Annotated in this window: 22 protein-coding genes; 7 read left to right on the top strand and 15 right to left on the bottom strand. The window is 69.4% G+C overall.

Annotated elements, in window-relative coordinates; all coding sequences use genetic code 11:
- Positions 1–36 precede the first annotated feature (36 nt).
- The 4 genes from IZR01_RS03235 to IZR01_RS03220 all read right to left on the bottom strand — a co-directional run bounded on the left by IZR01_RS03235 (position 37) and on the right by IZR01_RS03220 (position 3,143).
- Positions 37–750 carry a methyltransferase domain-containing protein gene (locus IZR01_RS03235; RefSeq protein WP_194922812.1) on the bottom strand — a complete coding sequence of 238 codons (714 nt, stop codon included), beginning with the start codon at positions 748–750 and terminating at the stop codon, positions 37–39.
- Between the two features lie 77 nt (positions 751–827).
- Positions 828–1,736 (bottom strand): TIGR01777 family oxidoreductase, encoded by a 909-nt coding sequence (locus IZR01_RS03230; protein WP_194922811.1) that lies wholly within the window; start codon positions 1,734–1,736, stop codon positions 828–830.
- A gap of 11 nt (positions 1,737–1,747) precedes the next feature.
- Positions 1,748–2,191, bottom strand: coding sequence for a hypothetical protein (locus tag IZR01_RS03225; protein ID WP_194891787.1), 444 nt, complete (start codon positions 2,189–2,191; stop codon positions 1,748–1,750).
- 52 nt (positions 2,192–2,243) lie between these two features.
- Complete coding sequence (locus tag IZR01_RS03220) at positions 2,244–3,143, bottom strand: esterase/lipase family protein (RefSeq protein WP_194922810.1); 900 nt, start codon at positions 3,141–3,143, stop codon at positions 2,244–2,246.
- Positions 3,144–3,269: 126 nt separating this feature from the next.
- On the opposite strand from IZR01_RS03220, the gene IZR01_RS03215 reads away from it, so the two are divergent.
- Positions 3,270–3,968, top strand: coding sequence for a TetR family transcriptional regulator (locus IZR01_RS03215; protein ID WP_323746892.1), 699 nt, complete (start codon positions 3,270–3,272; stop codon positions 3,966–3,968).
- A gap of 67 nt (positions 3,969–4,035) precedes the next feature.
- Here IZR01_RS03215 and IZR01_RS03210 read toward each other — a convergent pair whose 3' ends face one another.
- Both IZR01_RS03210 and IZR01_RS03205 read right to left on the bottom strand, forming a co-directional pair.
- Positions 4,036–5,343 carry an SAM-dependent methyltransferase gene (locus tag IZR01_RS03210; RefSeq protein WP_194922809.1) on the bottom strand — a complete coding sequence of 436 codons (1,308 nt, stop codon included), beginning with the start codon at positions 5,341–5,343 and terminating at the stop codon, positions 4,036–4,038.
- A 177-nt stretch (positions 5,344–5,520) separates the two neighbouring features.
- Complete coding sequence (locus tag IZR01_RS03205) at positions 5,521–6,084, bottom strand: NADPH-dependent FMN reductase (protein WP_194891790.1); 564 nt, start codon at positions 6,082–6,084, stop codon at positions 5,521–5,523.
- A gap of 104 nt (positions 6,085–6,188) precedes the next feature.
- On the opposite strand from IZR01_RS03205, the gene IZR01_RS03200 reads away from it, so the two are divergent.
- Both IZR01_RS03200 and IZR01_RS03195 read left to right on the top strand, forming a co-directional pair.
- The gene (locus tag IZR01_RS03200; protein ID WP_194922808.1) at positions 6,189–6,803 is read left to right on the top strand and encodes a TetR/AcrR family transcriptional regulator; all 615 of its coding nucleotides are present in this window, start codon (positions 6,189–6,191) and stop codon (positions 6,801–6,803) included.
- A gap of 161 nt (positions 6,804–6,964) precedes the next feature.
- Positions 6,965–7,405, top strand: a complete 441-nt coding sequence (locus IZR01_RS03195; RefSeq protein WP_194922847.1) for a nitroreductase family deazaflavin-dependent oxidoreductase — start codon at positions 6,965–6,967, stop codon at positions 7,403–7,405.
- Between the two features lie 16 nt (positions 7,406–7,421).
- Here the strand turns inward: IZR01_RS03195 and IZR01_RS03190 are convergent, their stop codons facing one another.
- Positions 7,422–7,946, bottom strand: coding sequence for a hypothetical protein (locus tag IZR01_RS03190; RefSeq protein ID WP_194922807.1), 525 nt, complete (start codon positions 7,944–7,946; stop codon positions 7,422–7,424).
- A 207-nt stretch (positions 7,947–8,153) separates the two neighbouring features.
- Between IZR01_RS03190 and IZR01_RS03185 the strand changes: the two genes are divergently transcribed.
- On the top strand, positions 8,154–9,185 hold the full coding sequence (locus tag IZR01_RS03185) for an aldo/keto reductase (RefSeq protein ID WP_194922806.1): 1,032 nt from the start codon (positions 8,154–8,156) through the stop codon (positions 9,183–9,185).
- Positions 9,186–9,235: 50 nt separating this feature from the next.
- A complete protein-coding gene (locus IZR01_RS03180) occupies positions 9,236–9,430 on the top strand; it encodes a hypothetical protein (RefSeq protein ID WP_194891844.1) in 195 nt (64 codons plus the stop codon).
- A gap of 36 nt (positions 9,431–9,466) precedes the next feature.
- Here the strand turns inward: IZR01_RS03180 and IZR01_RS03175 are convergent, their stop codons facing one another.
- From IZR01_RS03175 to dgoD, 8 genes are all read right to left on the bottom strand, one after another.
- On the bottom strand, positions 9,467–12,328 hold the full coding sequence (locus IZR01_RS03175; protein ID WP_194922805.1) for an RICIN domain-containing protein: 2,862 nt from the start codon (positions 12,326–12,328) through the stop codon (positions 9,467–9,469).
- A gap of 109 nt (positions 12,329–12,437) precedes the next feature.
- A complete protein-coding gene (locus IZR01_RS03170; protein WP_194922804.1) occupies positions 12,438–13,115 on the bottom strand; it encodes a bifunctional 4-hydroxy-2-oxoglutarate aldolase/2-dehydro-3-deoxy-phosphogluconate aldolase in 678 nt (225 codons plus the stop codon).
- Between the two features lie 49 nt (positions 13,116–13,164).
- Positions 13,165–14,067, bottom strand: coding sequence for an SMP-30/gluconolactonase/LRE family protein (locus IZR01_RS03165; protein WP_194922803.1), 903 nt, complete (start codon positions 14,065–14,067; stop codon positions 13,165–13,167).
- Positions 14,068–14,070: 3 nt separating this feature from the next.
- Positions 14,071–15,153 (bottom strand): Gfo/Idh/MocA family protein, encoded by a 1,083-nt coding sequence (locus IZR01_RS03160; RefSeq protein WP_194922802.1) that lies wholly within the window; start codon positions 15,151–15,153, stop codon positions 14,071–14,073.
- 44 nt (positions 15,154–15,197) lie between these two features.
- Positions 15,198–15,605 (bottom strand): ATP-binding cassette domain-containing protein, encoded by a 408-nt coding sequence (locus tag IZR01_RS03155; RefSeq protein WP_194891799.1) that lies wholly within the window; start codon positions 15,603–15,605, stop codon positions 15,198–15,200.
- Positions 15,602–16,750 (bottom strand): substrate-binding domain-containing protein, encoded by a 1,149-nt coding sequence (locus IZR01_RS03150; RefSeq protein WP_194922801.1) that lies wholly within the window; start codon positions 16,748–16,750, stop codon positions 15,602–15,604. The genes IZR01_RS03155 and IZR01_RS03150 overlap by 4 nt, the downstream gene beginning before the upstream one ends.
- Before the next feature lie 350 nt (positions 16,751–17,100).
- On the bottom strand, positions 17,101–18,069 hold the full coding sequence (locus IZR01_RS03145; RefSeq protein ID WP_194922800.1) for a sugar kinase: 969 nt from the start codon (positions 18,067–18,069) through the stop codon (positions 17,101–17,103).
- A 39-nt stretch (positions 18,070–18,108) separates the two neighbouring features.
- Positions 18,109–19,260 carry a galactonate dehydratase gene (gene dgoD / locus IZR01_RS03140; RefSeq protein ID WP_194891802.1) on the bottom strand — a complete coding sequence of 384 codons (1,152 nt, stop codon included), beginning with the start codon at positions 19,258–19,260 and terminating at the stop codon, positions 18,109–18,111.
- 67 nt (positions 19,261–19,327) lie between these two features.
- On the opposite strand from dgoD, the gene IZR01_RS03135 reads away from it, so the two are divergent.
- The gene (locus IZR01_RS03135) at positions 19,328–20,047 is read left to right on the top strand and encodes a FadR/GntR family transcriptional regulator (RefSeq protein ID WP_194922799.1); all 720 of its coding nucleotides are present in this window, start codon (positions 19,328–19,330) and stop codon (positions 20,045–20,047) included.
- Positions 20,044–20,859: an SDR family oxidoreductase gene (locus tag IZR01_RS03130; RefSeq protein WP_323746890.1), complete on the top strand. Its 816-nt coding sequence runs from the start codon at positions 20,044–20,046 to the stop codon at positions 20,857–20,859. The genes IZR01_RS03135 and IZR01_RS03130 overlap by 4 nt, the downstream gene beginning before the upstream one ends.
- The last annotated feature ends 1 nt before the right edge of the window (position 20,860 follow it).

Below are 20,860 nucleotides of genomic sequence, written 5' to 3'. Positions count from 1 at the left end.
CGTGTCCATTCCGAGCCGCCCCTTCGCCGAGGGCTTTCACCCGACATACCCCGTGATGAGCTCATAGAAGATCGGCTCGCCGGTCGTCGTCACCCGGTGCCGGAACCGGGTTCGTTCCGTCACCACCAGGCCCCCGCCGGCCACCAGCCGCTCGACTGCGGCGCCGAACCCGTCCGGATCCGATTCGTCCATCCACCGCTCATCGATGGTGAAGGTCGCCGGCGCGCCGGCCGGCAGGATCGCGAGTGCGTTTTGCAGCGCCTTCGGCGTGGCATGCGTGCCGCCGAACGCTCCTGCCGACACCAGGCCGCCGAACGCGTACGGGCGTAGCGCCGCACTCAGCGCGTCGCCCAGCAAGAAGTCGCCCACCACGTAGTCGGCGTAGACGCCCGGCCGGTCGCGCATGCTCGCCGCCCGCGCCGCCGGCAGCGAGTCGACCCCGACGACCCGGGCCACACCGCCGCGACGCACCAGCTCGCCGACCAATCCCGTGCCGGCACCGACGTCGAGGACCGTCATCGAACCCGGATCCAGCCCGCGCCGCGCGGCCGTCCTCAGGAAGCCCTCCGCCGCGACCTGCGGCGATCTGCACCGCAGCCGTTCCTGGACGACATACTCGTACAGGCCGGGCACGGCATACACCCGCTCGTACTCGTGCAAGTGCACTACATCGTGCTCGCTCAACGCTATGTACTCGCCGTCAGCCTCCGGCGGCCCCAGCAGACGGACACCCGCAAACGCATCAGCCATGACCATGACCATGGCACAATGCGCCCGGATCCGGATCTCTGATCAGCAGCCGGAAGCACCCGCTACGGTTTTGATCTCTAGCCTGTGCCCGACCGCTCCCGAAGCGCCACCCGCAGCGCGGACTCGATGTCCGCGTCACGAAATCGGAACCCGGCCGCCGACAACCGCTCCGGCAGAACCCGCAAGCTGCCCAGCACCTCCGGCCCCATCTGTCCGACGCCGATACGCAACGCCCACACCGGCAACCGCAGCCACGCCTTCCTGCCGACGGCCGAAGCCAGCGCCTGCGTGAAGTCGGTTGCCCGAAGTGGAGCCGGAGCCGACAAGTTGTAGGGACCTTCGGCCTCCGGGCGCTCGGCCAGAAAACGGACAGCTTCGACCGCGTCGTGCAACGAAAGAAAGCTCCAATAGGCCCGTCCCGACCCCAAGGTGGCGCCCAAGCCGAACCGGAACGGCGTCAGCAGCCGCGGCACCAAACCGCCGGCCGCCGACAGCACCAAGGCGGTCCGCAGGTGACAGACCCGCACACCCGCCTCGGTAGCCGGCCGGGTGGCAGCCTCCCACCGCGCGGTGACCGGCGGCAGAAACCCGCCGGTCCCCGCCGCGCTCGCCTCGGTGAGTTCTTCATCTCCACGCTCGACGCCGTAGTACCTGATCCCGGACATCGAGACCAGGACCGGTGGCGGTGTGGCGGCCCGCGCCGTCATCGCCGCCAGCGCCGATCCGGTGCCGATCCGGCTGGACGCGATCAGTTCGCGATAGCGGGCGTTCCATCGCCGGTCACCGAGCGGCGCGCCTGCCAGGTTGATCACCACGTCAGCGCGATCGACAAGGTGCGGATCGGGACGGCCCGGATCCCATTGTTCCTCATCAGGGCTCTGCGCTGGTCGACGAACGAGGCGGACCACCTCATGGCCGGCAGCCCGATAAGCGGTACAAAGGGCGCCGCCGATCAGCCCGCTCGACCCGGCGATGACTACCCGCACGTGCGCGGCACCTACCCGTGCCCGACACTAGCTACGAGCGTAAGCACAAACCCGGCCCCGACCAGCAGCCAGATCGCCCGTGCGCTCATCCGCAGCTTGCGACGGAAGTCCGGACGCTCCTGCGCGAGCGCGAAGACCCGCGCCGGCCAGTGCCGCCACGACACGTGCACGAACACGGCGGTAGCGGCCACGTCCAGTACGAGCGCGATGCCGTAGACCACCCGCGACCCCGACCACGGGCACACGACGATGATCGCCGAGGCGCTGGCGATCAACGTCGCCGCCATCGCCAGCACTCGCCAACGATTGCCATGGGCGAGAACCGTGAGGAACTCCTCCAGCTGGTCATCCTCGCGGAAGAACCCTGCGCTTCGAGGCTGTACAACCGCGAGACTGTAGGTCATGGAGCCGGTCCACACCGCGGCCGGCAGGAGATATACGGCTTCCAGGATCACGATCGGCACAGTACGCCATCGGCCCATGTCACAGAAGGTGAAGCCCGGTAGCTCAGCCCGGCGAGCCGAGGACGCACAGGAACCCGGTCGCGTGCTGGGGGTCCAGCGCGTTCTCGATGAGGTGCCACACGTTGGTGTCGTAGGCCTCGCCGATGTGCCCGACCGGGTCGAACGGGCAGGTGTCCTGCACGTACTCGTTCGTGACGCCGGGTTCGGCGACGAAGGAGGTGCTGGTCGGCGTGACGAGTTCGTCGGTGCGCGACGTGATGACCGTGTAATGGACGCCGGGCTGCGCGATCGGACCGCTGTCGAGCGTGGTGACGGCGGCGCCGCCGGTGACGAGGTCGGAGCACGCACCGCAGCCGAACGCGTCGAGCACGGCTTGCGTCTGCGGCTGGATGCCGAGCGCCTGGGCGATCGAGTACAGCCCGGCGAAAGTGGTGCCGTGGGTCGGCGGCGCGAGCGCCACGACCTTGTCGATGCCGGCGGCGAGGTTCTGGGTCTTGGTCACGTACAGCGCCTGGAACGCGCCCTCGGAGTGGCCGACCAGGTCGACCTTCGTCGCGCCGGTCTCGGCGAGCACCTGATGGACGAAGGCTGCGATCTCCGGTGCGGAGGCGTTGATCGGCCGCAGCCCGCCGACCAGCGGGAACCCGGGGTAGGCGCCGTAGGTCGCGCTGAAGGTGCAATAGCCCTTGGCTGCCAGATCGGTCTGGAGGAAGTTCAAGTCCTCGTAGTAGGTCGCGCCGAGCCCGTGCAGCAGCACGACCGGGTACGGATGGGCCGCGGTGGGCCTGCAGGACGGATCGTTGTCACCGCCGCCGGTCGCGGCCGTCGCCTGGGCCGCGCCGGCCGTGAACGAGGTCGCCAGCGCGAGGGCGCCGGCCGCCAACGGGACCGCGATCTTCCACGCGCGACGAGGTGAGGGAGAGCGGGTGCCTTTCGATCTCATGACGATCCCTTCTGCGGGGGTGGGATGGCGCCTGGAAAACACGATTCCGTGCGGTATCGGATACTCGGAAGTATCGACCTGTTAGATTGAAAGTCAATACTCGACGACGCTCTTCTGGAGGCCGACGTGGCGTATCCGCCCAGCGGGTCGGGGGACGCGGCAAACCGCGAGCCGGAGCACGCGGACCGGCTCGCGGACGCCGTGCCCACACGGAAACGTCCCTACCGGTCACAGACTCGCCGACAGGTGCTGGACGCGGCCTTCGCCGTGTTCAGCGAGCACGGCATAGCGGCCGGCAGCCTGAACGAGGTCGCCGCGGCCGCCGGGCTCACGAAAGGGGCCGTCTACTCGAACTTCGCCTCCAAAGACGACCTGGTACTCGCCTTGATGGAGGAACACGCCGCCGCTCGAACCGACGCCGCCCTGGCCGGATTCGCGAGCGCCGAGGACTCCCGGCACGGCCTGGTGGATCTGGCGGCCGCACTGGCCCACGCGATGCGCGCCGACGCCGCCTGGCACCGACTCCTCGCCGAGTACTTCGCGATGTCCGCACACGACCCCCGACGCCGCGAAGGCCTGCGCCGGCGCCGCCGCGAAGTCCGCGACACCGCGGCCCGGGCCGTGGCCCGGGTCGCCGACGGCCTCGACACCGAACTGCCTTTCACCCCCGCCGAGATGGCGACGGTGATGCTGGCTTTGAGCAACGGACTCGCGGTCGAGGCCGATATCGACCCCGATGCCGTCCCCGAAGACCTCCTGGGCAGGGTGCTGCTTCTGATCGCGGGCGATGCCGTCACCGCGGCACGGACCCGGTCGGATAGCTGACGCGGGCCCGCCCGGGCAACCCCGCCCGGGCCGACCCCCGCCCCGGGCGTCGTCACGCCGCGCCGATCTACTCCCAGTCGCCGCGGGTAGCAGGCATGTCCGCACCGCCGGAGCTGTCGGGCACGACACCGAGGACCTGGTGGACGGCGATGCCGCCGTCCTCGAACCCGAGCGCGCTGGCGGCCATGTACAGCCGCCAGATCCGGGCGCGCGCCGGGCCCACCAGCGCCACGGCCTGGTCCCAGTTCGCTTCGAGGTTGGCGACCCAGCATCTCAGGGTCCTGGCGTAGTGCTCACGCAGGGACTCGACGTCGCGGACCTCGAACCCGGCCCGCTCCATGGCCAGCACGACCTCGCCGACGTCGAGTAGTTCGCCGTCGGGGAACACGTAGCGGGCGATGAAGGACTTGCGGCCCATCACCGAGCCGCCGACCGAGGAGATGGCGTGGTTGAGGAGTCGGCCGTGCGGTCCCAGCAGCGAGCGGACCACGCTGAAGTACTCGGCGGTCCGCGCCGTTCCGACGTGTTCGAACATGCCGACCGAGCTGACCGCGTCGAAGGTCTCGCCGGCCAGATCCCGGTAGTCCTGCAACCGGATCTCGACGCGGTCGGACAGGCCCGCCTCGGCCACGCGCTCCCGGGCCGCGGCGGCCTGCTCGGCGCTGATGGTCACGCCCACGACCTCCGCTCCGTGCCGGGTGGCCGCGTGCAGCGCCATCGATCCCCAGCCGCAGCCGATGTCGAGCAGGCGCATCCCCGGGCGTTCGCCGAGGCCGAGCTTGCGGCTGATCAGCTCGTGTTTCGCGGACTGGGCGTCTTCCAGCGAGGTGTCGTCGTCGGTGAAGCGGGCGCAGGAGTAAGTCAGGCTCGGCCCGAGGAACAGCCGGTAGAAGTCGTTGCCCACGTCATAGTGGTGGCTGATCGCGTCGGCGTCCCGGCGTCTTGAGTGGCGGCGGCCGTGCTGGCGGGCCTCCTCGGGCGGCGGGGACGGCGGCAGCCCGAGCGCCCCGAGCCGGCGGGCGACCCCGAGGGCCGACACGGCCGCGCCGATGCCGAGATGGGCGTCGTTGGACGCCGCGCCCTGCAAGGTGCGCAGCACGGTGAAGACGTCGCCTTCCACGTCCAGATCGCCGGCCACGTATGCCCGGCCCAGACCCAGCTCCCCCGGCGACCACATCAGCCGGCGCAGCGCGTTCGAAGACTTCACCTTGACGCTGTCCGAGCCGTCCGGCGGACCGGCCGAGCTGCCGTCCCAGAACTCGAACCGCACCGGCGGCGAATCGCCCAGGACCGCGCGCAGCAGCGGGTCGAAGAGCCCGGCCGCCGTCTTGCGCGTTGTCTGCTCCGAAGTGCGCTCCCGCTCGTCAGTGGACATCCGTACTCCTCCTCAGTATTGCCGGTATCATACCGGCGATAGGGCGGGACGATCTAGATGCCGTAGAGCTCGATGTCGGTCAGCGGCCGGCTTCGGTCCCGCCGTTTCAGCGGCGGGACCGAAGCCGGCACCCCATCAACGTCCGGACTCAATCCGGCCGATCAGTACGTGCGTTGCTCAGACCCGGAGGGTCTTCAGCGCGCCGGCCCACGCCTCAAGCTGGTCGAACAGGACCGTGGCGGCGTCGTTGTGCTGCGGGCCGGGGTTGAAGGTGGAGAAGTTCTCGAAGTCGGTGAAGAGCGAGAAGGACAGCTGCTGGCGGACCGTGGCGATCTGCAGCTCGCTGGCGATCGCCCGCAGGTGCTCGATGGCCCGGGCGCCGCCGAGGGAGCCGTAGGAGACGAACCCGGCCGCCTTGTTGTTCCACTCGGCGTGCAGGTAGTCGATCGCGTTCTTCAGCACGCCGGAGGTGGAGTGGTTGTATTCGGGGCTGACGAATATGTAGCCGTCGAACCCGGCGATGGTCGCGGCCCAGGCCTTGGTGTGCTCGCCCGCGTACTGGCCCATGGCCGGCGGCAGGGCCTCGTCCAGGTGCGGCAGCGGGTAGTCGGCCAGGTCCACCAGCTCGTACTTGGCGCCGGTGCGCGCCGCGGCCTTCTCCACGACCCAGTCGGCCACCGCCTTGCCGTTGCGGCCGGGCCGGGTGCTGCCGAGGATGATCGCGATCTTCAAGTCGCTCATGGGTGCTTCCGATCTGTGAAAGTGCTTGGCGCGGGCGGTGTTCGCCGCGCACGAGGCTAAACGGACTTTACCCCGATTAACCTTCCCGCCGGTAGGATGGCCGCATGGAACGACCCGCTCTGCCTCTGGGTTCACCTCCGACCGGGCGCGCCGACGCCGTGCGCAACCGCAAGCATCTGCTGGCCACCGCCCGGGAGATGCTGGCCGAGCAGTGCGGCGCGGACGGCCTGACCATGGACGGCCTCGCCGAGCGCGCCGGACTCGGCAAGGGCACGGTCTTCCGCCGGTTCGGCACCCGCGCGGGGATCTTCCAGGCGCTGCTCGAAGACGACGAGCACGCCTTCCAGGAGCAGGTGCTGGCCGGACCCGCGCCGCTGGGCCCCGGCGCCCCCGCACTGGACCGGCTGATCGCGTACGGCCGGGCCAGGGTCGCGTTCATGATCAGAAACCGCGACATCGCCCGCGCCTCGCTCGACGGCCGGCAGCCGATTCCGGCCGGGACGGAGTCCCCGCTGTCCCGGGCGCATATCCGCATGCTGCTGGCGCAGATGCCGCTGGACGGCGCCGACCTCGAGATGCTCGCCATCCAGCTCACCGCCGCTTTGGACGGCCCCCTGCTGCTCTACTTGTCGGCCTCCGACTTCACCGAGCCCACCGGGATCGAGGAACGGATCGGCCTGGCGTGGCAGGACCTCGTCCGGCGGCTGTGCGGTACGTGACCTGCACGGGACCACGGACCGTCGCTTCCCCCAGACGGGGGATCGATCCGCGCGTCCGCTGGCCTCGGGAATACGAAACGGGGTAAGGTCCGTTTAAACTGACGGTGCCGACCTACCGCTCGGCGACAGCCCAGTGGATCTACGGATTGGATGGCGAGACCATGCCTCTCACCGGGGAGTACGAGCCCAGCGCATTCGACTTCAGCCGCGACCAGGTGGACCTCTACGAGCGTTCCGGAGGCACCGAGGGCACCGAGAACCAGGGCAAGCCGGTGATCGTGCTGACCTCGGTGGGCGCCAAGTCCGGCAAGCTGCGCAAGACACCGCTGATGCGCGTCGAGCACGACGGCGAATACGCCGTCGTCGCGTCGCTGGGCGGCGCGCCCAAGCACCCCGTCTGGTACCACAACCTGGTCGCGAACCCGCACGTGGAGCTGCAGGACGGCCCGGTCAAGAAGGACTACCAGGCCAGGGAAGTCCACGACGAGGAGTACGCGGCCTGGTTCGACCGCGCCGTCGCGGCCTGGCCCGACTACGCCGAATACCGGAAGAAGACGAGTAGGACGATGCCGATCTTCGTCCTGACGCCTTTCGAGGCGTAGGGACTCGGGCGATTCGTCAAGGAACGGGAACGCGGCGGGTCCGCGCGTAACCGACCGTGGCAGCGGCCAGCGCTGGCGGCCAGACCAGCGCGGCCGCGCAGCTCGCGATGCACAGCCAAGCCCAACCGGTCATCTCCGCCCCCGCGAACGGATCGACCTTCGCCCAATTGGCGACCGAGGCGATGCACAGGACAGTCAGAGCGCAGACTCCAGCCGCACTCGACCCCACCACCACACGCCTCGACAGTCGCTGCCCGGGAGCCAGCGGGCTCCACTGCGGGATCCGGTCCGCGCCGGGCCGGATCAGGACGAACGTCAGCAACGCGGCACACACCTGAATCACGGACAGCGACACCACATAACCGGTCCCGCTGCCAGGCAGTCTCTGAACCTGCCGCCAGTGCTCGGGCGTCCCGAGACTCGCACCGGCCCCGACCACCACCCGCCACACGACGGTCGGCATCGCCGCCGCGACGGCCACCCACCCGCACCACCTCGCCCACGGCGGAACCCGGTGCGCGCCATCCAATCCGTCGGCCACGGCCCAACCCTAGTCATGTCAAGGTCCGCCGCCGGTTCCGGCATGCCGCCCGGCCTCAAGCGACACCGCACCAACACTTGCGAATGCGCCCGGGGTGGGCGGCCGATTCATCACCCTGACCGATCACAGCGATCGGTTTCTTCTGTTGGACCGCTCAATCATCGCCCGGCAGACTCGGGATCAGAACTCGGAGAGGGAGGCAGACCGATGGAATATCGCACCCTGGGCAGCACCGGCACTGTGGTGTCCGCGCAGTGTCTGGGCACGATGACGTTCGGCAAGGAGAGCAGCGAGGAGGTGTCCCACGCCCAGCTCGACCGGTTCGTCGAGGCCGGGGGGAACTTCATCGACACCGCCGACGTCTACTCCGCCGGCGTCTCCGAGCAGATCATCGGCCGCTGGCTCGCCGCCCGGCCGGGAGTGCGCGATCAGCTCGTCATCGCGACGAAGGGGCGCTTTCCGATGGGCCCCGGGCCCAACGACGCCGGCCTGACCCGGACCCACCTGTCCCGGGCCCTGGACGCGAGCCTGCGCCGGCTCGGGATCGAGACCGTCGACCTGTACCAGGCCCACGCGTGGGACCCGCTGACCCCGATCGAGGAGACGCTCGGCTTCTTCGACGACGCGGTACGCGCCGGCAAGATCCGCTACCCCGGCGTCAGCAACTTCCTCGGCTGGCAGCTCCAGAAGGCAGCCCTGCTGACCCGGTTCCGCGGCCTCGCACCGATCGTGACGCTGCAACCCCAGTACAACCTCCTGGTGCGCGACATCGAGTTCGAACTGGTCGACGTGTGCCGCAACGAGGGCATCGGGATCCTGCCCTGGTCACCCCTCGCCGGCGGCTGGCTGAGCGGCAAGTACTCGCGCGACCACACGCCCTCCGGCGCGACCCGCCTCGGCGAGGACCCCAAGCGCGGCATGGAGGCCTACGCCCCCCGCAACGCCCAGGAGCGCACCTGGCAGGTCATCGACGCACTCCGACAGGTCGCCGACGGCCGCGGCGTCTCCCCGGCACAGACGGCACTGGCCTGGGTCGCGGACCGCCCCGCGGTCACCTCGGTGATCCTCGGCGCGCGCACGGTCGAGCAACTCGACGACAACCTCGCCGCCGCCGGACTGCACCTGTCGGACAAGGAGACAGCGGTACTGTCCGAGGCCAGTTCGCCCATCGTGGCCGACTACCCCTACGGCGCACCAGGAATCCACCAGCGCTCGCGGGTCCTGCACCCCGCCGGCTGAAGTCGCGACCGCGTCCGCGCCGATCACCACGCAACGTTCTGCTCGGCGTGGTGGTCGGCGCACCGCACACCTTCGCCAACCCCGGCGACGAACCACTGGTGATGGTCAACACCTTCACCCCCGACCTGTACGTGCGGTACTTCCGCGATCTGCGCGATGCCATGTCCGCCGGCGCGTCGATGCAGGATGCCACCGCCGATGCCATGCCCCGCTACGCCACGACCCCCACAACCGAGTACGCCTGAGGCGTCTTGGAGGCGCGGCACGCTCGACTCAGGACGCTAGGACAGTGTGACGACGGTGACCGAGTCGGCCGCGAACGTCAGGTTCAGCGCGTTGCCGACGAGCGTGTAGCCAGTCGTGGTGCTCTGCGGTGTCACCTGGCTGACGTCACCGGCGTTGTTCTGATCGGTGCGCGCGCCGCTGAGGCTGGTGATCTGAGCAGTCTGGCTCGTCGGCGTGAAGCCCGTGAGCGCGATCGTGGGCGACTGCGCCGTCGAGGACTCATTCGTCACGTTGAGGACCAGCCTGCCGCCGTTGAACTGCGCGCTCACGGCCAGGTACGGGTTGTTCGTCTCGGCGTGCACGACGGTTCCCAAGTTGCCGTCGGAGAACATCGTGGTGACGTACCCGGGCGGCTGGAACCAGCTGCGGTGGGTGTCGAAGAACACCAGGCCCTGGTCCCAGCAGTTGTCGTTCTGCCCGTCCGGCTGCAGGGCGTTCGCCGATGAGACCACGGTTACCCGGTCTCCGTACTGCTGCAGGAGCGAGATCGCCTTCGCGTTCGCCAGCGCGCGTTCCATGTCGTGCTGCCCGGAGTTGAGCTCGAAGACGTTGATCTGGTAGTCGGCGGCCTGGTTGTACTGGTGGAGCCAGTAGTCGAAGCTCCTGAGCGCATCGATCGATTGCTGCACCCCTTCGGGGGCGTCGTCGAAGATGTGGAGGTCGACCGTGATCTGTGCGTTGTGGGCGACCGCGTTGCTCAGGATCGATTGGTAGGCCGACAGGGAGCCGAGCCCGCTCCCCGCGCCGGTCACGTGGTCGGGATCGGTGATGACGTCCGTGTACCCCACGTCGGCGACCGTCACGATGATCGACGGGTCCTTCGCCCAGATCGCGTTCGCGGCGTTGTTGAAGCGGGTGGCGTAGTTCGAGTCGACGTACTCCTCGTTGCCGAACTCGATCTGACGGAACGCGTAGGGGGCCGGGTGCCCGTCAGCGGCGCGCTGGGCACCCCAGGTGGTGCTGGTGGAGCCGTTCAGGTAGTCGACGAAGTCGGCCATGTCTTGGGGAGTCTCGTACGAGTTGAACGTGGGAATCGCAAGGACGCCCAGGGCCTCGGCGAAGTTGAGGAAATCCGGGATCCCCCAGCCGTTCGACTCGTGCGCGTACCACCATCCGGTGTAGTCCGGCCGGTTCTCCCGCGGGCCGACCATGTTCTTCCACCGGTAGTTGCTCCACGTTCCGGGACCGAAGGTTCCCGGGTCGGCGCTTGATCCGCCGAGGCGAAGCACGGTGTTGTGCTGAGACCGCAGCGCATTGGCGATATCGCCTCGGACCGGCAGACCAGCGAATCGTCCCCAGGCACCCGGCTGGAGATACACGTACCCGATGTTGACCGTTCCCGGACCGGTCAGCTTGATCGTGAATCGGCCGGCCTCGTCCGTCGTGTTCGGAGTGAAGGAGAACGAGTACTTCGTCCACGCCGTGCCGTCCACGGTCAGCGACTGTGATCCGTAGACGGTGCCGGCGCTGCTCTCGGCGGCCACCTGTACGGTGACCGGACCGGAGCTTCGCATATAGGCGTAGCCGTCGTAGGAGTTGCCCGCCTGCCAATCGGTTCCCCATCGGTTCAAGCCCATGTTGTCGACACCTACCGAGCCGGAGCCGCCCGTGAAGGTGATCTGCTGACTCTGCGAGCCCTTGAACGGATTGCTTGTGTCCAGCACGAAGGATCCGCTCGCCCCGCCCGAGATCGCTGTACGCCACATGCCGCTGATCCCGGCGTCGCTCTGCGGTTCCGCGAAGCTCTCCCCGAACACCATTTGGCTGTAGAGGCCTCCGTAGATCTCGTGGTTGACGTCCTCCATGCCGACGCCGGTCATCCGCGTCGAATTCAGGGCCTGGTTGTTGATCGCGTTCACGCTGATCGAGTTCCCCACCGGGACGATCGTCCAGTACTGGTCGTTCGCGCTGATGTCGTCCCAGATCTGGGCTTGTGTGCTGTTCGCGGTTCCCGCGCCCACGACGGACAGCACCCCCGTGGTACGGCGCAGATTGGAGAACTTGTAGTAGCCGTTCGGCTGAGCTGTGATCGTCCATCCCTGGTCGGTGGCGCTGACGTCGTCATAGATCATGGCGATCGTGCCGTTGCCGGTACCGCCTCCCGTCATGGACAGGATCCGGCCACTCTTGTTGTTGGTCAGGTGGTAGTAGCCGCCGCCGATGTCCTGGATCGTCCAGTACTGGTCCGGTGCGGTGATGTCCGTGTAGACGATGGCCGGGGAGTCATTCGTGGTGCCCCCGCCCTGTACCGACAGCGAAGATCCGCTGTTCTTGTTCACGATCTGGTAGAGCACGGTCGGGTCCTCGAACGTCTGCACCGGGACGATCTGCCACGACTGATCAGAGGCGTTGATGTCGTCCCAGACCTGCACGAGGGTGTTGTTCGCCGTGCCGGCGCTCACCGTCGACAGCGCGGCGTCGGCCCGCTTCCGGTTCGTGATCGTCACCGTGCCCGACGTGGCGCCCGGCGCGACCAGCCAATCCTGATCGGGGTACCCGTTCAGGTACTGCCAGAGGTGGACGAGGGTGCCGTTCGCCGTAGCGCCTTGGTCCAACGACAACGCGCGGCCGCTGCGCACATTGATGAACTTCTTGTAGCCCTGCGCCGAGTCCTGGATGTACCAGAACTGGTCCGTCGCATTCACATCGTCGTAGAGGATGTCGTTGTCGCCGTTGTCGGTGCCGCCGCCGAGCACGGACAGCAACCGCCCGGACGCCACATTCTTGATCTTGTAGTACACGGTCGGGCTGTAGCCCGTGTCGGCATGGGCCGGGGACGGGGCTGCCAGCGTCCTGACGCTGCTCGCCAGCAGCGTGGCGCCCGTGGCGGCGATGACCTGCCTGCGCGAGAAGGACAAGGGCGACATCATGGGCTCGCTTTCGTGGGTCGGTGGTGCTACTCCGGAGGGCTGTCGGGCTGTCGGGCTGTCGGCCGGGGTCGGTTGACGTGGTGCGGTGTCGCGGATCTCAGTTCTCGGTCCAGGCGGTTGGGCGACCTTGGCCCGCTGCCCCGCCGGGGGTCGGCGAGGAGCGTGCGATCAGGGTCTGGATGGCGTCGTCGTCGGCGTCGGCGAGTGAGGCGCCCAGGGACACGGCGGCCGCGCCGGCGGCCAGGAACGCGCCCGCGTTGCCGGTGGTGATGCCTCCGGTGGCGACGAAGCGGGCGTCGGGGAAAGGCGCGAGCATCGCGGTGATCCAGGCGCTGCCCAGCTGGGCGGCCGGGAACGCCTTCAGCCACCGCAGCCGGAGCCGGGTCGCGTGTTGCACCTCGGTGCCGGTGGCGACGCCCGGCAGGTGGGCCAGCCCCAGACCGGTGCAGGCGGTCAGGACGTGCTCGTCCAGTCCGGGGGCGACGGTGAAGGCGGCGCCGGCGGCGGCGACTTGCGCGACGAGCTCGACGCTGGTGACGGTTCCGGCGCCGACCAGTCGCCGGCGGTGCTTGCCCGCGGTCGCGGCGGCGGCGAGGGTGGCCAGGTCCCTCTCGCGCTGGACGGGGATCTCGACGGCCACCACGCCCAGGTCCCAGAGTCGGTGACAGAGGTCGAGGGTGGTCGGCTGGTCCAGGCCGCGCAGGATCGCCAGCACCGGACTGTGGCGGAACATCTCGTCGAAGACGTCCTGGGGCGCCGGGTGGGAGCCGGTCATTGCTTTCTCCTGCTGGGGTGCGGTTGCTCCGGGCCGGCCGGAGGGCCGATCACGGTTTGGGGACGTAGGCGTCGGCGGGGAGTCCTTTCACGCCCACGTCGGCGCAGAACAACTTGCCGGAGTGCTCGTGCCGGGCCCGCTGGGCGCCGGTCATGTTCTCGGCGGAGGTGGTGATGAACAGGGTGCCCAGATCGGGCCCGCCGAAGGTGCAACTGGAGACCTGCGGGGCGTCGACTTCGACAATGGCCAGCAACTCCCCGGACGGCGTGTAGCGATGGACCGCGGAGCCGTCCCACAGCGCGACCCACAGGCAGCCTTCGGCGTCGATGCACATGCCGTCGGGATGGCCGCGGGAGGGGTCGATGGTGACTACCGTGGCCTGCTCGGTCAAGCGGCCGTCGGCGGCGACGTGGAAGCGGTCGACGCGCTGAGTGGGCGTGTCGATGTAGTACAGCCGATCCCCGTCCGGGGAGAAGGCCAGGCCGTTGGAGATGGTGGTGCGCGCCCGGGCCACGGTGATGGTGCCGTCGGGGTCCAGCCGGTACAGCGAGCCGGCGCCGGACTGCTTGCCGAAGGCCATGCTCCCGGCCCACAGCGCGCCGCGCGGATCGGCTTTGCCGTCGTTCATCCGCATTGGCTGACCCGCGTCGGCCTCGGGCTGCCCCAGAGGCGTCACCGTGCCGTCGTACGACAGGTGGGCGAAACCGTGGCCGGCGGCCAGCAGCCATCCGCCGTCGGGTCCGATCGAGGGTGCCAGGGCCCCGACGGGAACGCCGACCCGAAAGCTGCGCTCGACCTCCAGGCGGCCGGTGTCGGCGTCGAAGTCGGCCTGATGCACGAGACCGGCGTATTGGTCGACCCACAGCAGCTTCTCCAGGCGCGGGTCCCAGAACGGCCCTTCGGCGTGTTCGGCGCGGTGGTTCCCGGCCACGCGGCTCACAACGGTTCGCACGGCTCAGCCCTTTGCGATCTCGGCGACTTCGACGAAGTCACCGCCGTGCCGCAGAGAGGCCGCCGCGGCGAACACGACCGCGAGGTCGGCCGCGGCGTCGGCGAAGGTCACCAGCGGCCGGCGCTCCTCGGTGATCGCCGCCACCCAGTCGTCGACCATGAGCCGGTGGCTGTCGTAGTAGTTCTCCGGCGGGCTGATGGCGGTGCCCTGCGGCGCCCGCGCGTCGAAGCAGTGGGCGTGGCCGAGGTCGGCCTCATAGCTGACGCGCACGTCGATGCGGGCCTTCGAGCCGAAGACCGTGGCTTCGACCTCGTCGGCCAGGGCAGCGGCGCCCCAGGAGTACAAGGAGTGTGCGAGGAGCCCGGAGGCGAACCGGACGGTGAGCAGGACGGTTTCCACCGCACCGTCTCCAGCGTCCTCGGGCGCGGTGCTGTGCTGGGCGGCCACGGCTGTGATCTCTCCGCCGAGCTGGCGCAGCAGCGACGTGTGGTGGGTGCCCTGGTCCAGCATGATCCCGGCGGACGGGCCGGTGCCGGTCCGCCAGCCGTCGCGGACCCAGACGCCGCCCAGGGTGTAGGCACGGGTGGTGCGCAGTGCCCGAATCGCACCGGCCCGCCCGGCCGCGATGGCGTGGCGGGCGGCCTTGACCGCCGACAGGTGCGGGTAGTTCTCCGCGACGGCCGCCACCACGCCACCGCGATCGCTGGCGGCGACCATGCGCGCGGCGTCGGCGATGGAGGTGGCCAGCGGCTTCTCCACCAGTACGTGCCGGCCGGCGGTCAATACCTCGACGGCGGCGTCGGCATGCAGGTGGTGCGGCAGGCGCTGGTCGACAGCGTCGAACTCGATTCCGGCGGCCAGCACCTCGGCGAGGGAGGCGAAGGCCGGTATACCCAGCAGGGCGCCGACGGCGTCGGCCCGGTCGGGGTACGGGTCGACGGCCGCCACGAGGCGATAGCGGCCGCCGGTCGGGTGCGCGTAGACCCCGGTGGCCACCTCCCAGCCGATCGCTCCGCAGCCGACCAGCACGATCCGCACGCTCGCGGGATCGACCTCGTCGGAGGGCACGGGGGACGCGGTGTTCACGGCATGAACGTCCTTTGTGTTGTCAGTGGGTTGTTGTATGCGGCTCACCGGGTGGAGTCTTCCGGTGCCGCGTCGGCTGGTGGCCGGATCGCTCGGCCGGCGCGGGTGCCCTCGGGAGTGCGCCCCAGGAGCAGGTTCTCAGCGACCGACAGCTGGGCCACCAACGGGAACTCCTGGGAGACCATGGCCACCCCCGCGGCGGCCGCCGCGGCCGGATGACCGGCCGCGACCTCTTTGCCGCCGACGTCGACCACCCCGGTGGTGGGGGTGACGGTGCCGGCGATGGCGCCCATCATCGTGGACTTGCCCGCACCGTTCTCGCCCACCAGCGCCACGACCTCACCGCGGCGCAGCACCAGGTCGGGCACGTCCAGGACGCGCACCTGCCCGTACGCCTTGGTCACCTGGCGCAGGTGCACCGCCGGGCCGGCGGCGACGTCGGCCGCCGTCATGACGAGGCGAGGCCGAAGCTGGCGAGCTTGGCATCGTAGGCGTCGAGGTTGGCGGCGGTGACCACGCCGATGCCCGAGGACAGGGTGTAGCCGTCCGACTCAAGGTAGGGCTTGAGCAGTGCCATCGTCGCGGCCTGGCCCAGGACCTTCGTCGCGGTCAGGATGTACTCGGCCATGTAACCCTGCCGATAGGGCTGCTGCAGCACCATGGCCTGTATCACGCCGGACTTGAGCATCTGCAGCGTCTTCGGCTCGGAGTCGTCGGCCAGGATCTGCACCTTGCCGGCCTGGCCGGCGCTCTGCACGGCCTGCCCGGCCGACGGACCGTCATAAGACCACACCGTGTAGAAGGCCTTCAGGTTCGGGTCCGCCTGCATCGCCGCCGAGGCGTTCTGCAGCGCCACGCCGGCATCACCGTTGTCGTTGTACACCTGGAACACCTTGATCTTGGTGTCCTTGATGGCGTCCTTGAAGCCCGCGATGCGCTGGGTGGCGTTGGTCGCGGTCAGCGAACCGGTCAGCAGTGCCACGTCCCCGCCGTTGGGCAGCATCCGGGCCATGACGCTGCCGGCCTGCTGCCCGGCGGCGTAGTTCGGAGTGCCCAGATACACCGGCGCGGCACTCTGGTACTGCTGCATCGGCCCGTCGATCGGCAGGATGCCGACCCCGCGGGCGGCGGCCGCGGCCACTGCGCCACCCATCGCCGCGGGTTGGATCGCCGAGACGGAAAAGCCGGTGACGCCCTGGGATACCAGCGTGTTGATCATCGACAGCTGTAGAGTCACGTCCTCGGTGGGGGGCTCCTGGAACGTCGACTTGACGCCGAGCTCGGAGGCGCCCTTCTCCGCGCCGGTCTTCGCCGCGTCCCAGTAAGCCGACACCACGTTGACCACGATCGCGTTGTCGACCTTCGACAGGTCCTTTCCCGCCAGCGCCGCCTTGATTTTGTCTCGCAACTCGGCGAGCTTGTCGTCATTGAACGCGATCGACCCCTGCAACGCCACGGCGGCGGAGCCGCCGGCGGCCGACGTGCCGCTCGGGCTCGCGGTGGAGGCCCCCGAAGAGTTGGTGCCGCAGGCGCTCATGGTGAACACGGCTGCGACGAGGACGGCCGACAGTAGATGCTTACGAACTCTGTAACCCATGCAGGGCTCCTGTTCAGGTCGGATCTCGAACCTGGGAGTGGCGCCTTACTCGTGCATCGATCGCCACAGATGAGGGCGGTGTTCCGGGGGTCGCGGCTCGTGCCGGCCCCGCCGAAGCGTGGTGACCCCGCCGAAGCGCGGTGCTTGCTGTGCCGTTGTCAGGCATCCGAATGCGGCGGCTGAAACTGTCACGCAACGTGCTGTGGGAGATAATAATCAGAGTAATCACAGCAATGGAAGACCCAGCGGCTACGAAGCCTGGGACGCTGCGGGTGCCGCGCCCCACCCCGCCGACGGCCCGCCCAGACCCGGACCGGAAGACCTCGAAGGTCCCGGCCGGATCAGAATGCTCAGTCCCCTGCCCAGTGCGACGCGCAAGCCGCGGCCAGCAGGCGTTCGGGGGTGTCGGGGATGGTGAAGTGGTCGCCGAGGGAGGTCAGGGCGGCCCCGGCCATGAGGTGCCCGAGGCGGAGCCGGGCGGTGCACGGGAGATCGTGGAGCCTTCCGTACAACCAACCGGCCGCGAACGCGTCTCCGGCTCCGACGGGCTCCCGGACGACGATCGGCAGCGCGGGCACGACGACCGGTTCATCGGCCCGGTCGAAGGCGACGGCCGCGCGGGCGCCGTCCTTGACCACGAGGGTTGACGGCCGGCCAATCAGCCGGCGCACCTCGGTCGCGGTGACCACGCCCCACAGCGCCTCGGCCTCGTCCAGACCGACGAACACGGTGTCGGCCGCGTTGGCCAGGTCCAGCAGACAGTTGGCCGCAACGGCCGGGGAAGGCCACAGAGCCGGGCGGTAATTGACGTCGAAGGAGGCGTGGATGCCCTGGGCCCGGCATGCGGCCAGCGCATGGCGAACGGCCGCCGCGCAGCTGTCCGAGAGCGCGGGCGTCACTCCGGACAGGTGCAGGACCGCCGGCTGAAAGGCCAGGGCGGTGTCAACGTCGGCCTGCGACATGGTGGACGCGGCGGAACCCGCCCGGTAGTAGGTGACCGTCGAGCCGTGCGGGTCGGGGTCTTTCAGGAACAGCCCGGTGCGCTGGCCGGGCAGGAACCGAACAGCTGAGACATCGACGCCGGTGACGGCGAGGTCTCGGGTGATGCGCTGGCCCAGGGCGTCCTCGCCCAGACGGCTGACCCAGGACACGGGGATGCCGAGTTGGGCCAGCGCCTGGGCAACGTTCGACTCCGCGCCCGCCGTCCGCACCGTGAACCTGGCAGCGGTGCTCAGGGGCAGCCCGTCATCGGGGACAAGTTGGGCCATGGTCTCCCCGAAGCAGACCACGCGCGGCAGGGGATCTTGGTCTTGAGGCATGGGAGGCGCTCCTCGGTGTGGGTTCCGGGCCGGTGACCGCTACCACTCGGCGAAGGCGCCGTCGTCGTGCCGCCACACCGGCGTGCGCCACGGGGTACTGACCGCATCGGCGCGGCGCACCGCGGCCTCGTCGATGGCGACGCCCAGGCCGGGAGCGTCTCCGCGGTGGACATGGCCGTCGTGGAAGTCGAACACCGTGGTGTCCAGCAGATAGTCGAGCAGGTCTTCCCCCGGCTCGTTGTAGTGGATGCCCAGGGACTGCTCCTGGATCAGCAGGTTGGGAGTGGCGAAGTCGACCTGCAGACAGGCCGCCAGGGCCAGCGGGCCCAGCGGGCAGTGCGCGGCCAGAGTCGCGTCGAAGGTCTCTGCCAGGGCAGCGATCCGCCGCACCTCGGAGATACCGCAGGCGTGCGACAGATCCGGCTGCACCACGGCGACCCCGGCCTGCAGAACGGGGAGGAAGTCCCAGCGGGAGTACAGCCGTTCGCCGGTGGCGATCGGCGTGCTGGAGCCGGCGATCAGTCGCGCCAGGGCCGCGTGGTTGTTGCCGGGCAGGACCGGTTCCTCGACGAACAGCGGATGGAAGGGTTCGAGCAGCGGCAGCAGGCGGCGGGCGGCCGGAGCGGAGACGCGGCCGTGGAAGTCGATGGCCACATCCCGGTCGGGGCCCAGAACTTCGCGGGCGGCCGCCGCCCGCTCCACGATGGCAGTGGTCTGCGCCTGGGGCGGCAAATGGCCCACGGCACCGGAGGCGTTCATCTTGACGGCGGTCAGGCCGGCCTCGACCTGGGCGGCAACAGCCTCGCCGACCTCGTGCGGGTCGTCGCCCCCGACCCAGCCGTAGACCCGGACCCGGTCGCGGACCGGTCCGCCCAGCAGTTGGTAGACCGGCACGCCGTGGGTCTTGCCGGCGATGTCCCACAGCGCCTGATCCAACCCCGCGAGTGCTGAGGACAGCACCGGGCCGCCGCGGTAGAAGCCGCCCTTGGCCATCGTCTGCCAGTGGTCTTCGATCCGCCCCGGGTCCCGGCCGATCAGGTAGTCGGCCTGGGCCGCCACCGCTTGGCGGACGACGTCGCCGTGCCCTTCCAAGGATGCCTCGCCCCAGCCGCTCACTCCTTCATCGGTGTCCACCTTGACGAACAACCAGCGAGGCGCCACCTGGAACGTCTCGATCTGAATTACCTTCACGAACCTTCCAATCCTCGGATTACTATGATTAGTATCGGCAGCAGGAACCGGACCACAAGGGGGGCGGATGCAGCGCCGCGGCGATCTTCACACGCGCGTCGTCAACGAACTCGGGGCTGCGATCGTCGACGGTCACCTCGCCGAAGGGGAGATCATCGACCTGGACAAGATCGAGCAGGAGCTGGACGTGTCACGCTCGGTGACCCGTGAGGCCCTTCGCGTCCTGTCCAGCCTCGGCATGATCGTGGCCCGGCACAAGGTCGGCACACGCGTACTGCCCCGCGCCGAATGGAACCTGCTGGACACTCAGGTAATCGCATGGCGCTCCGAAGGCAAGGACAGCGACCTGCAACTGCACGACCTGCTGCAGCTGCGCAGCGGCATCGAGCCGCTGGCCGCCCGGCTGGCGGCCGGCCGGCTGGACGCCGCGGCGCTTCAGACCCTGCGCGAGTCCTGCGACACGATGGAAGCCGCCGCCCAGACCGCGGACCGGCGCACATTCCTGCCCGCCGACGAGGTGTTCCACAGCACGATCCTGATCGGCTGCGGCAACGAGCTGGTCGCGCGCTTCGGGCAGGTGGTCGTCGCCGCCCTGGAGGCCCGGCAGCACGAGTCGCGCACGGCCATCACCGAGCTGACGCCGCCTTCGCTCGTCCTGCACCGCAAACTCCTGCTGGCCCTGGAGCGGGCCGGCGGCGGCAACGCCGGTCAGGCCGCGACCCAGGCCGAGCGAATCGCCCGCGAACTCGTCGACCTGGCGAGCGTCGAACTCGGATTCCAGGCGTGAGGACATCGGTGATCTTGGAAGAGCGCAACCGCACTTCACCGTTCGACCTGTCCGGCCGGCGAGCGTTGGTCACGGGTTCCACCCGGGGCATCGGCGCCGGCATCGCCGAGGGCCTGGCCCGCGCCGGCGCGCACATCGCCGTACACGGCCGTGATGAGCCCGGCGTCAAGGCCGCGGCGAATCGGCTGCGCGACGCGCTCGCCGACGACGGCATCGAGGCCTCGGTGGACTCCGTGGCCTTCGACGTCACCGATGCCGAGGCCATGCTGTCCGCCGTCGCCCGGCTGGAGCAGGACTTGGGCGGCATCGACATCCTGGTCAACAACGCCGGCATCCAACACCGGTCGGCCTTGGTCGACTTCCCGCTACACGCCTGGCAGGAAGTGCTGTCAGCGAATCTCACCAGCTGCTTCCTGCTCGCCCGGCAGCTCGCCCCGGCAATGATCGTCCGCGGCCGGGGCAAGATCATCAACGTCTGCTCGGTGCAGAACCGGCTGGTCCGCGGTTCCACCTCCGCCTACGCCGCGGCCAAGGCGGGTCTGGGCGCCCTGGGACAGGTCATGTGCGCGGAGTGGGCCGCGGCCGGAATCCAGGTCAACGGGCTGGCGCCGGGCTACATCGACACCGACCTGAACGCCGCCCTACAACAGGACCCTGAGATGGTCGACTGGATCCGGTCCCGGACACCGGCTGGCCGCTGGGGAACCCCGCAGGACCTGGCCGGCCCCGCCGTGTGGCTGGCGTCGGCCGCTTCGGACTTCGTCAACGGGCAGGTCGTCTTCGTCGACGGCGGAATGACGGCGGTCATCTGAC

It is taken from the genome of Catenulispora pinisilvae, from assembly GCF_015356865.1.
GTDB lineage: Bacteria > Actinomycetota > Actinomycetes > Streptomycetales > Catenulisporaceae > Catenulispora > Catenulispora pinisilvae.
The sequence above is the reverse complement of the archived record's forward strand: the minus strand, read 5'-3'. Positions and strand labels throughout refer to the sequence as shown.

Coding starts and splice junctions, on each gene's coding strand:
- IZR01_RS03235 (WP_194922812.1), bottom strand. CDS start 750: ATGGCTGATGCGTTTGCGGGTGTCCGTCTGCTGGGGCCGCCGGAGGCT.
- IZR01_RS03220 (WP_194922810.1), bottom strand. CDS start 3,143: ATGAGATCGAAAGGCACCCGCTCTCCCTCACCTCGTCGCGCGTGGAAG.
- IZR01_RS03210 (WP_194922809.1), bottom strand. CDS start 5,343: ATGTCCACTGACGAGCGGGAGCGCACTTCGGAGCAGACAACGCGCAAG.
- IZR01_RS03205 (WP_194891790.1), bottom strand. CDS start 6,084: ATGAGCGACTTGAAGATCGCGATCATCCTCGGCAGCACCCGGCCCGGC.
- IZR01_RS03200 (WP_194922808.1), top strand. CDS start 6,189: ATGGAACGACCCGCTCTGCCTCTGGGTTCACCTCCGACCGGGCGCGCC.
- IZR01_RS03195 (WP_194922847.1), top strand. CDS start 6,965: ATGCCTCTCACCGGGGAGTACGAGCCCAGCGCATTCGACTTCAGCCGC.
- IZR01_RS03185 (WP_194922806.1), top strand. CDS start 8,154: ATGGAATATCGCACCCTGGGCAGCACCGGCACTGTGGTGTCCGCGCAG.
- IZR01_RS03170 (WP_194922804.1), bottom strand. CDS start 13,115: ATGACCGGCTCCCACCCGGCGCCCCAGGACGTCTTCGACGAGATGTTC.
- IZR01_RS03155 (WP_194891799.1), bottom strand. CDS start 15,605: ATGACGGCGGCCGACGTCGCCGCCGGCCCGGCGGTGCACCTGCGCCAG.
- IZR01_RS03150 (WP_194922801.1), bottom strand. CDS start 16,750: ATGGGTTACAGAGTTCGTAAGCATCTACTGTCGGCCGTCCTCGTCGCA.
- IZR01_RS03145 (WP_194922800.1), bottom strand. CDS start 18,069: ATGCCTCAAGACCAAGATCCCCTGCCGCGCGTGGTCTGCTTCGGGGAG.
- IZR01_RS03135 (WP_194922799.1), top strand. CDS start 19,328: ATGCAGCGCCGCGGCGATCTTCACACGCGCGTCGTCAACGAACTCGGG.